This is a genomic window from Nitrospinota bacterium (assembly GCA_016217735.1).
In the GTDB taxonomy this organism is placed as follows: Bacteria; Nitrospinota_A; UBA7883; order JACRGQ01; family JACRGQ01; genus JACRGQ01.
This window is the reverse complement of the sequence record JACRGQ010000060.1, coordinates 1-10,253: the sequence shown is the minus strand read 5'-3', so window position 1 is coordinate 10,253 and position 10,253 is coordinate 1. Positions and strand designations below refer to the sequence as shown.

Annotated in this window: 10 protein-coding genes; 4 read left to right on the top strand and 6 right to left on the bottom strand. The window is 61.1% G+C overall.

From position 1 onward, the window contains the following. Window positions 1–247: RNA polymerase subunit sigma-70 (locus HZA03_09975; protein MBI5638282.1), on the bottom strand; the 247-nt coding region annotated here is incomplete at its 3' end. A 93-nt stretch (window positions 248–340) separates the two neighbouring features. Here HZA03_09975 and ilvD point away from each other — a divergent pair. After that, window positions 341–1,993, top strand: coding sequence for a dihydroxy-acid dehydratase (gene ilvD / locus HZA03_09970; GenBank protein ID MBI5638281.1), 1,653 nt, complete (start codon window positions 341–343; stop codon window positions 1,991–1,993). Window positions 1,994–2,060: 67 nt separating this feature from the next. On the opposite strand, the gene HZA03_09965 is transcribed toward ilvD, so the two are convergent. Further along, entirely contained in the window at window positions 2,061–2,966 is a 906-nt protein-coding gene (locus HZA03_09965; protein MBI5638280.1) for a radical SAM protein, read from the bottom strand. Window positions 2,967–3,348: 382 nt separating this feature from the next. On the opposite strand from HZA03_09965, the gene HZA03_09960 reads away from it, so the two are divergent. Together HZA03_09960 and HZA03_09955 are read left to right on the top strand one after the other, a co-directional pair. Further along, window positions 3,349–4,260 carry a hypothetical protein gene (locus HZA03_09960; protein MBI5638279.1) on the top strand — a complete coding sequence of 304 codons (912 nt, stop codon included), beginning with the start codon at window positions 3,349–3,351 and terminating at the stop codon, window positions 4,258–4,260. Between the two features lie 30 nt (window positions 4,261–4,290). After that, window positions 4,291–5,805 carry a tetratricopeptide repeat protein gene (locus HZA03_09955; protein ID MBI5638278.1) on the top strand — a complete coding sequence of 505 codons (1,515 nt, stop codon included), beginning with the start codon at window positions 4,291–4,293 and terminating at the stop codon, window positions 5,803–5,805. Window position 5,806: 1 nt separating this feature from the next. Here the strand turns inward: HZA03_09955 and HZA03_09950 are convergent, their stop codons facing one another. From HZA03_09950 to ispG, 4 genes are all read right to left on the bottom strand, one after another. After that, window positions 5,807–6,313, bottom strand: a complete 507-nt coding sequence (locus tag HZA03_09950; protein ID MBI5638277.1) for a hypothetical protein — start codon at window positions 6,311–6,313, stop codon at window positions 5,807–5,809. Between the two features lie 47 nt (window positions 6,314–6,360). After that, the gene (locus HZA03_09945) at window positions 6,361–6,747 is read right to left on the bottom strand and encodes a CBS domain-containing protein (GenBank protein MBI5638276.1); all 387 of its coding nucleotides are present in this window, start codon (window positions 6,745–6,747) and stop codon (window positions 6,361–6,363) included. 227 nt (window positions 6,748–6,974) lie between these two features. Then, window positions 6,975–8,693, bottom strand: coding sequence for a proline--tRNA ligase (locus tag HZA03_09940; protein MBI5638275.1), 1,719 nt, complete (start codon window positions 8,691–8,693; stop codon window positions 6,975–6,977). Beyond that, the gene (gene ispG, locus HZA03_09935; GenBank protein MBI5638274.1) at window positions 8,690–9,742 is read right to left on the bottom strand and encodes a flavodoxin-dependent (E)-4-hydroxy-3-methylbut-2-enyl-diphosphate synthase; all 1,053 of its coding nucleotides are present in this window, start codon (window positions 9,740–9,742) and stop codon (window positions 8,690–8,692) included. The genes HZA03_09940 and ispG overlap by 4 nt, the downstream gene beginning before the upstream one ends. A gap of 82 nt (window positions 9,743–9,824) precedes the next feature. Between ispG and HZA03_09930 the strand changes: the two genes are divergently transcribed. Further along, on the top strand, window positions 9,825–10,253 hold a 429-nt coding region (locus tag HZA03_09930; protein ID MBI5638273.1), incomplete at its 3' end, for a hypothetical protein.

Sequence of the window (10,253 nt, the reverse complement as noted above, 5' to 3'; positions counted from 1 at the left end):
TCACCGCCAGCCAGAGGTTGGCCGACACCAGTTTCAGCGCGGCGTCGGCATCGTTGTGATCGCGCACGCGCACCGCAAGCTGGTGCTCTTCGACGGGCGGGAGGCGGGGGATGGAGCGGATGTAGGCAAGGTAGTATTGCAGCGGGTCGGCGGGAGCGAGCGGTCCGGCGCCACCGGCGCGTTCCGGCAGGGCGGAGCGGTGGCCGGCCTTCCCTTCCTCCCCGTGTAATTCCTTTTCCTCCGGCATACCTTTTACTAACCTTTCAGCGGTGTTATAATAGGGTATTGCACAAACGGCAACTATTCAAATCGCCCCGTTGGGCGGCGGAAAGGAACGGCGATGGAGAGCGACAGGATTAAAAAAGGGGTCGAACGCGCCCCGGCCCGCAGCCTATTATACGCCACGGGGATCACCCGCCGCGCGATGGGCCGCCCCTTCATCGCGCTGGTGAGCAGCTTCACCGATTTCATCCCCGGCCACGCCGGCATGCGCGACCTGGAGCGCTACATCGAAAAAGGGGTTCACAGCGGCGGCGGCCAGATGTTCTACACCTCGGTGCCGGGCGTGTGCGACGGCATTGCGATGGGACACGTGGGAATGCACTACAGCCTCGTCACGCGCGACCTCATCGCCGATATCATCGAATGCGTCATCAAGGCGCAGGCGTTCGACGGCGTGATATTCCTCACCAACTGCGACAAGATCACCCCCGGCATGCTGATGGCCGCCGGACGGCTGAACCTGCCGAGCATCGTGGTGACCGCCGGGCCGATGCACAGCGGCCACTTCGAGGGGCAGCGGCGCGACCTGGTTCACGACACGTTCGAGGCGGTGGGCCGCCGCCTGAAAGGGGAGATCACCGCCAAGCAGCTCGACGGGCTGGAGATGTGCTCATGCCCCGGCTCCGGCTCGTGCCAAGGGCTGTTCACCGCCAACACGATGGCCTGCATCACCGAATCGATGGGGATGAGTTTGCCCGGCTGCGCCAGCGCGCTGGCGGTGAGCGCCGACAAGCGGCGTATCGCCATGGACAGCGGCGAACAGGTGGTGGAACTGGTGCGCCAGAACGTGCGCGCCCGCGACATCATGACCGCCAAGGCGTTCGAGAACGCCGTGCGGGTGGATCTCGCGCTGGGCGGCAGCACCAACACCGTGCTGCATCTGCCGGCCATCGCGCGAGACGCCAAGGTGAAGCTCGACCTGAACGTGTTCGACCGGTTGAGCCGCACCACGCCGCAGATCACCTCCATCCGCCCCGGCGGCGACTATTTCATGGAAGACCTCGAATACGCGGGGGGCATCCCGGCTGTGCTGAAATCGATGGAGAGCCTCATCCACGACCTGCCGACAACCAGCGGCAAGAGCATCAAGCAGATCACCCGCGAGGCGCACATCCAGAACAAGGACGTGATCCGTTCGCTCGACAAGGCGTACAAAAAAGAGGGGGGCATCGCCATCCTGAAAGGGAACCTCGCGCCGAAGGGGGCGGTGGTGAAACAGAGCGCCGTATCGGAAGCGATGATGACGTTCAGCGGCAAGGCCCGCGTCTTCGACAGCGAAGAAAAGGCGATGAAGGCGATCATGGGCAAGAAGATCAAGGCGGGCGACGTGGTGGTGGTCCGCTACGAGGGGCCGAAAGGCGGGCCGGGAATGCGCGAGATGCTCTCGCCGACTTCCGCCATCAGCGGCATGGGGCTTTCCGACAGCGTGGCGCTCATCACCGACGGCCGGTTCAGCGGCGGCACCCGCGGGCCGTGCATCGGCCACATCAGCCCGGAAGCGATGGAAGGGGGGCCGATAGCGCTCATCAAGGAAGGGGACAGGATCACCATCGACATTCCGAAGCGGAAGATCACGCTGGAGGTCTCCGCCAAAGAGATGGAAGCCCGCGCGAAGAAGTGGAAACAGCCGAAGCCGAAGATCAAGGAGGGATACCTCACCCGCTACGCGCGGATGGTTTCCTCCGCCGACGAAGGCGCCGTGCTGAAGTAAGAGCCGTTTTCATAACATGGGGCGAAGCATCCGCTTCGCCCCTTTTTTAAGCGGCGCCACCGTGGGGTTAAAATCCCCGATGCAATCCAAGCTGCCGGGCGGTGGCAATTGCCGCCTCGAATTCCCCACTCGTCGGCCGCCGGTTTATTTCCGGAAATTTATTTGCCCGGTACAGCGGACGATATTGGTCCATGATGTTTACATAGCTGTCGATGGAGATTTCCTCCGCTATGTACTTAAGAATTTCCGCCGTATCGGCCCCGCCGTTGGGCATAACCAGGTGCCGTATTAAAAGCCCTTTTTGGGCAATGCCGCGCGGATCAAGCGCCAAGTCCCCCGCTTGGCGGCGCATTTCCTTCAGCGCGGCCTTGATTGTTTCCGGGTAATCTGGCGCTTTGTAATATTTTTTTGCCGAATTCTTATCGAAGAATTTGACATCCGGCATATAGATGTCCACTACTCCGTCAAGCAGGCGGAGCGCTTCCATCGACTCATAACCGCCGCAGTTCCAGACTACTGGAAGCTCAAGCCCTTTTGCCGCCGCCGTGCCGAGCGCTTCCACTATTTGCGGCGCGTAATGGGTGGGGGTGACAAAGTTGATGTTATGGCATCCCTGCCGCTGGAGACCCAGCATGATATCGGCCAACTCCGGCGGCGAACATGCATGGCCGCTTCCGCCGTGGCTGATGTCGAAATTTTGGCAGAAAGCGCAACGCAAGGAACAGTGGGCAAGGAAGACGGTGCCGGAACCGAACATGCCCGTCAGCGGCGGTTCCTCTCCAAAATGCGCAAAGGCGCTGGAGATGACCAGTTGCGCGGAAGCGCCGCAAACGCCTGTTTCACCCGCGCGACGGTTTACTTTGCATCGGCGCGGGCAGAGGCCACATTTGTCCATGAGGGCGTAAAGTCGTTCAACAATGGCGGGGAGACGCCCTTCACGGCTTGCCGTGACAAACGATGGAATATACGCCATTCGTTTATTGTAATGCAGGGGGGACGGGAAATGGGGGAGCGACACGCATAGGCCCGGTCAATGAGGGGATAACTCTCTATTTGATATCCGAGCGGTGCAAGGTATCGCCACGCCAAAAAAAGTTTAATCCCCGCCACCCGTCAAATGGCTGACGCCGTGGCCGCCACTTTTTTCGTTTGCCGCCCTCATTTACAATAAAGGGGAGGAGCGGCTTTGCCGATAAGCAATATATTGAAAATATATGCATTTTTTGCCACGGGATGGGGGATTTTCCCCTAAACCCCTTTTGGCGGATTGCCGATAAAGTGGAATGGGTCGAATGGCGCGCATATTGCTCCCTTCAATAACCGGAAGAGGTTTATTCATGCAAAGAGCGCGGTTATTGATAGCGGTTATCCTGGCGGGATTTCTCCCGCAGCAGCTATACGCCGCCCCCGCGCCGATATCGGACGGGCCGGCATCGAAGCCGGCGATAAAGATCGAAACCGCCACGTTGACGGGGGATCCCGAGTTTTCCACCCTCGTTTTTCTCTTTGACCGGGCGGCGACCTACGAGGTGGATCCGCAACTGGATAAAAAAACCATCAACATCATTTTCCACCAGGCCACGTTTGGCCCCACCCTCGACTACAAGACGTTTGAGGACTACCGCATAAAAAACATCACCTTCAAGCTGACGAAGGGAAATACCGTCGCCGCCATCCAGCTCAAGGACATCAAAAACGCCATTTCGCATTCCCTCTCGCCGGACGGCAAGACGCTCACCTTCCGCTTCAGGCAGCGGACCGAGCTGGTGGCGCTGATGTCCGATACCTCCACGCCGGAGGAGCGGGCGGCCAAGGCCAAGCGCGACGCGGAGATGGCGAAAAAATCGCAGAAGATGGAAAAGGAATCGGGCCGCGAGGCGTTCCAGAAGGCCGTGCTGGACATGCAGAAGGCGGACTGGAAGATGGCCCGCGACGACCTGGAGTACTTCATGGACAATTACACCAAGTCGGTCTACATGGAAAAAGCGATGTTCATGTACGCGGAAACGCTCTATATGCTTACCGCGAAGGAGCGGAAATACGCCGCACGCGCCATTGATGCGTTTCGCGCCGCGATGTCGAAGTACCCGGACAGCGACGCGGTTCCCCGCTCCAGCCTCCGCCTGGGGGACCTGTATTACAACCAGGATATGGATATCGAGGCGCTGGCCATCTATCAGGGGATTTTTGACAAGTTCCCGCACAGCAAGTTTACCCAGCGCGCGCTGCTGGGGCGCGCCCGCATTTACGTGGACCGCAAACTCTAGTACGAAGCGTACAACGAACTGGAGAAGATATTGCTGCTGTACCCCGCCACGCAGGAGGTGCGGGACGCCAAGTTCCAGATCGCCGAAGCCTACTACCTCCGCGGGCAATACGAGCAGGCGCTCAAGGTATTCGAGGGCGCCGACAAGCGCTGGCCCAGCTTCATAAAGCAGAACCCGCAGACCTTTTACCGCTATGCCGACACGAATTACCGGCTGGAAAAGCGCGACAAGGCGCGCGGCCTCTTCGCCGAACTGGCCAACCTTTACCCGGCCAACGCCCACGGCCTCAACGCCGTGAACAAGCTGGCCGACATTTACCTTGCGGATGGGAAAACCGCCGTCGCGGTGAAGCTGCTGAACATCCAGGCGCGCGCCTGGCCCGACCAGCCGGCCGGGGTGGAATCGCGCCTGCGGCTGGCGGCATTGGGGCAGGCGGAGCACAAAGTGATCACCCCCGCGGAAGCAACCCTGACGCCGTATCCCGACTATTTTGATCCGTTGGCCGCCTATAACGACGTGATCAAAAAACACCCCGACTGGGATTACGCCCAGGAGGCGATGTTCCAGAAGGCGAAGCTCTATCACCGCAACAAGCGCCACATCGAATCAATCGTCACCCTGCAAGGGTTTATGCGCACATATCCGGCATTGGCCGCCACCCCGCCGGTGGTTGACCTCGTTAAGGAGAACCTGTTCGAGATGGTGAACAACTTCCACCGGCAGGACGGCAACTTCGCGGTGTTGTACACCTACTACGGCAACTTCGACCCCTTCTTCGCCGATGTCAAAGACACCGAAATCCTGATGAACGTGGCGGACGCTTATTACGGGATGGGGTTGTATGGCCGCTCATATGAGAAGTACCGCCGCGCCGAAGAACTGCTGAAGGGGGAACGCCTCCCGCGGATCGCGTTCGGCAAAGGGCGCGCGCTGGCCGCCATCGACGATGGCGCGGGCGCGGCCGCCGAGCTGGCCCCGTTCATGAACGGCTACGCGAAATCGGCATACGCGCCGTACGCCTTGCAAATACTGGGGGACATCTACGCCCAGCGGGAAGACCGCCCCCGCGCCATCGCCGCCTATCGCGCCGGACTGGACGTTTCCGCGGGGAAGGGGCTGCTCGCCAGCTATACCGCCTATCGCGCGGGTATCGCGTCCAAACAGGAAAAGAATTTCTCCGGGGCCATCAAATACTTCAAGGCGGCCATCGAGCGCTACCAGCCCTATCTTGACCGGGTGGACGGCTTCTACCAGAAGGACAGCCACTTCCAGATGATGGAGGCGGCATACCGCGGCGGGCTTTACCGCGATGCGATAGATTACTCCGAGGAGGCGGTGGCGAAATATCCCGATGCCAAGATGGGCGGCTGGGTCCGCTTTGTGAAAAGCGACAGCGAAGCCAAACTCTCCGAAGACGAGAAGGCGCTGGATGGCCTGCGGGAAATCGTCAAAGACGAACCGTCAAGCGTGTTCGGCAAGGTGGCCGACGCCACGTTGAACAACGCCGGCTGGAAAACGAAAAACCGGAATCTCTTTCCGTACTGATTTAGCCGGCGATGGGGGATTTCAAAAATCCTTTCGAGGCGTCATCCCAGTAGAGGAATTGGCGGCCGCCCTGGTTGATGAAGAGGTCGATGCCGGGATTTTTCAGGACGGCTTCCTTTGGCTGATCCGGCGCGCAGTCCCCCGTTTTGCCGCAGGGCGTGGCGTGAGCGCCCGGTTTCGCCTCGCGGATGCCGGAGGTTTTCACCGCGGCGGCCTGCGTGCCGCGTTCGATGAGCTGTCCGCTCCGTTTATCGCCGTTCATGTAAACCCAGACGCCCAGCGTGGCGTCCTTTTCGTTTTCCAGCAGATAGGCGAGATCCGGCTTGCCGTTGCCGTCGAAATCGGCGGTGACGCTGAGGCCGCGGCCCGGAATGCCGTTGCGCCACGTCTCGGTCGCCTGTTGCCGGTTCGGCAGACGCCATCCTTCGGGCAGCTTCAGGATGTCCCCCTCGAGGGAGCACGCGGAAAGGGCTGCGGCGAAGGCGAGCGGCGCTATCAGCTTTTTCATAATGACCTTAATATTACCCAAAACGCCGGGTAAAACAAAAAGGGGAATTACGCGCCGAGCACGGCCTGCGAGGTGAGCACCCCCAGCGGTTTGCCGTCTTTCACCACAATCAGGTGTCCCAGCTTTTTCGCGGTCATGGTATTGCGCGCCTCGAAAATGGATTCGTCGTGATTGATGGAGACCGGATCCGGGCTCATGATGTCGGCGATGGTGGAAACGGAAACATCCAGCCCCTTGCCGACGGCGCGGCGGACGATGTCGCCCTCGGTTACGATGCCGATGAGCTTGCCGCCGCCGTCGATCACCAGCAGCGAGCCGGTGTTTTTTTCAGCCATGGTGATGGCGCCGCTTTTCACGGTCTGGGTGGCGGAAATGGTCACCACGCCGGGCTGCACCATATCGCCCACTGCAAGCAGGGTCTTAAAATCCGACATCGTTCCTCCTCAGGAAATAATTTGACAGGTCAATGCACAGTTTAACCGCCATTTTAAGGGGGTGTCAACAGTTTACCGTTTTTGCCCCGCAGTTATATACCCCAAGGGGCCGAGAAGCGGCGGTACAACAGGATTTATCCTGTTGTTGGCCCACAAGGGCCAAAAAAGCTTGCCCCTAAGGGGGTCAACCGCAGGATAAATCCTGCGGTACCTATCCAAGGCGGGGGTCAGCCCGCCGCCAGGAGGGCGGCGGTTTCGCGCAGTTTTTCCTTCAGGCCGTCCAGCTTCACGTTCAGCCGTTCGCCGGTCTTGCGTATCTTCAATTCCACTTCGCCGTTCTTCAGCCCCTTGTCCCCCACGATCACCTGTATGGGATAGCCGACGAGATCGGCGTCGTTGAACTTGAAGCCCGCGCGCTCGTCGCGGTCGTCGTGCAGCACGCTGTAGCCCTCGGCCTCCAGTTCCTCTTCTATCTTCGCGGCGGCGCCGGCGATATCCGGCTTGGCCACGTTCAGCGGCAGCACGGCGACCTGGAAGGGGGCCAAACCCCACGGCCAGATGATGCCGTTGGCGTCGTGGCTTTGCTCGATGGCGGCGGCGGCCACGCGGCCGATGCCGATGCCGTAGGTGCCCATCACCATCGTCTGCTCCTTGCCGTTGTTATCAAGGTAGACCGCCCGCATCGCCTTGCTGTACTTCGTGCCGAGGCGGAAGACGTGCCCCACCTCTATCCCCCGGTGGAATTCCAGATCGGCGTTGTGGCAGCGGGGGCAGCGGTCGCCGGGTTTCACGTTGCGCAGGTCGTGATACGCGGCGGCCTTGAAATCGCGCCCTTCGTTCACGCCGACGACGTGATAGCCGTCTTTGTTCGCGCCGGTCACGGCGTTTGCCATGCCGCGTACCGCGTTGTCGGCCAATATGCGGACTTTGAGGCCCTGCGGGCCGACAAAGCCGGGCTGCGCGCCGGATATTTTTTGCACCGCTTCGGGGGCGGCCAGTTCCAGCGTGACGGCGTCGAGGATGCGCTTGAGCTTGTGCTCGTTCACCTCGTGATCGCCGCGCGCCAGAACGCATACCTGTTCCTTGCCGTCCAGCGTATAGATGAGCGTCTTGATGAAGCTGGCGGCGGGGCGCTTGAGGAACGCCGATACCTCGTCGATGGTCCGCTGGTCCGGCGTAGCCACCTCGGCCATCGGCTCCGGCGTGGCGGCGGCGTGCGGCGCGGCTGGCGGCACGTCGGCCTTTTCCACGTTGCTGGCGTAGCTGCACGCGGGGCAACTGACGATGGTGTCCTCGCCGGTATCGGCCAGCACCATGAACTCATGGCTGCTGCTGCCGCCGATGTTGCCGGTATCCGCCTCCACCGCGCGGAATTTCAGCCCGGCGCGCTTGAAGACCGCCTCATACGCCTTGAACATCCGCTCGTACCCTTTCGCGGCGTCGTCTTCGTCCGCGTGGAAGCTGTAGGCGTCCTTCATCATGAATTCGCGCGCCCGCATCATGCCGAAGCGGGGGCGTATCTCGTCGCGGAACTTCGTCTGGATTTGATAGAGGGTGAGCGGAAGCTGCTTGTAGCTCTTCACTTCGCGGCGGACGATGTCGGTCATCACCTCTTCGTGGGTGGGGCCGTAGCAGAATTCGTGGTCGTGCCGGTCTTTTATCCGCAGCAGTTCCTTGCCGTAGAACTGCCAGCGGCCGGTTTCCTGCCACAGCTCGGCCGGTATCATGCTGGGGAGGAAGGTTTCCAGCCCTCCGGCGCGGTTCATCTCCTGGCGCACGATGTTCTCCACGTTGCGTATGGCGCGCAGGCCCAGCGGCAGCAGGTCGTACACCCCGGCGGCGATCTTGCGTATCATCCCGGCGCGGATCATCAACTGGTGGCTGGCGCACTCCGCCTCGGAGGGAACCTCTTTCACCGTCGGTATAAAGTAGCGGGTCAGTCTCATAGCTTTTTGATCTCCTCCATCAGGGCGCTGAACAGGTGCGCCTCGTCGACTTTCCTTAGAATTTTGCCGTTCTTGAATATCAGCCCTTCGCCGTGGCCCCCCGCGATGCCGATATCGGCCTCGCGCGCCTCGCCGGGGCCGTTCACCACGCACCCCATGATAGCCACTTTGATCGGTTTTTTTATTTTGCGCAGTTCTTCCTCGGCTTTCGCCGCCATGCCCAGCAGGTCTATCTCGCACCGCCCGCAGGTGGGGCAGCTTATGATGTCGGGCGTGAGCTGGCGCAGGTGCAGGCTTTTCAGGATTTCGTAGGCCACCTTCACCTCTTCCACCGGGTCGGCGGTGAGGGAGATGCGGATGGTATCGCCGATCCCCTCGTTAAGGAGGATGCCGACGCCGACGGAGCTTTTGATGGTGCCGCTGAACAGCGTGCCCGCCTCGCTGATGCCGACGTGCAGCGGGTAATCCACCTTCTCGCTCAGGGCGCGGTACGCCGCCACCGTCTTGGGCACGTCGGATGCCTTGATGCTTATCTTGATGAGGTCGAAGTTCAGGTCTTCCAATATATGCACGTGTTCCATGGCGCTTTCCACCATCGCTTCGGTGGTGGGGTGGCCGCCGTGCTTCGCCAGCATCTCCTTGCCGATGCTCCCGGCGTTCACGCCGATGCGGATCGGAATCTTGCGCTCCATCGCCGCTTTTACCACCGCCTCCACCCTGTCGCGGTGGCCGATGTTGCCCGGGTTGAGGCGCAAACCGTCCGCGCCGGCCTCGATGGCGGCAAGCGCGAGGCGGTAATCGAAATGGATGTCGGCGATGAGCGGCAGCAAGCTTTCCTTTTTCACGCGGGCGAAGACCGTGGCCGCCTCTTCGTCCGGCACGGCGAGGCGGACGATCTCGCAGTCCACTTCCTTCAGGTCGCGTATCTGTTTGAGGATGGCGTCGAAGTCGCGCGGGTTCCTGTTCCCCATGCTCTGCACGGCCACGGGCGCGCCGCCGCCGATGGGAACGCCGCCGACATATATCCGCTTGGTCTCTTTTTTCGCCATAAGCCACTAGATTAGTTTTAAAGCCCGCCTCTTCGCAAGTCATTTCCCCCCGCTGAACCTTTTTTATCGTAAAATGCCGGACATGGAAGGGGCGCACCTCGAACATATCGACCACAACGGCATAATGCTGGACGCGCATCTTGTCTTCACGCGCGAGCTGCTGGCGGCGGGGGTGCGCAGCGTGGCGAAGCGTATCGCCGCGTGGCACGGCGGAGCCGCGGAGCCGCTGGAGGTTTTGTGCATCCTCAACGGCGCGCGCCGGTTCACGGGCGACCTCGCGCAACAGCTATCCGTGCTCGGCGTGAAAACGAACATCCATTTCGTCCACGTATCCAGCACCGAGGGGGCGTGGGCGACCGGCGCGGCGCGCCTGCAAGGGGATTTCCACCCCGAACTGTTAAGGGGAAAACGGGTGCTGGTGGCGGATGACATCATAGACACCGGCGCCACGCTGGCGCTGGTGAAACAGATGGTGGCCGCCGCCGGGGCCGCCGATGTAAAAACCGCCGCG

Excerpts from the sequence above, each read along its gene's own strand:
- ilvD (MBI5638281.1), top strand. The coding sequence starts at position 341 with ATGGAGAGCGACAGGATTAAAAAAGGGGTCGAACGCGCCCCGGCCCGC.
- HZA03_09965 (MBI5638280.1), bottom strand. The coding sequence starts at position 2,966 with ATGGCGTATATTCCATCGTTTGTCACGGCAAGCCGTGAAGGGCGTCTC.
- HZA03_09950 (MBI5638277.1), bottom strand. The coding sequence starts at position 6,313 with ATGAAAAAGCTGATAGCGCCGCTCGCCTTCGCCGCAGCCCTTTCCGCG.
- HZA03_09945 (MBI5638276.1), bottom strand. The coding sequence starts at position 6,747 with ATGTCGGATTTTAAGACCCTGCTTGCAGTGGGCGATATGGTGCAGCCC.
- HZA03_09940 (MBI5638275.1), bottom strand. The coding sequence starts at position 8,693 with ATGAGACTGACCCGCTACTTTATACCGACGGTGAAAGAGGTTCCCTCC.
- ispG (MBI5638274.1), bottom strand. The coding sequence starts at position 9,742 with ATGGCGAAAAAAGAGACCAAGCGGATATATGTCGGCGGCGTTCCCATC.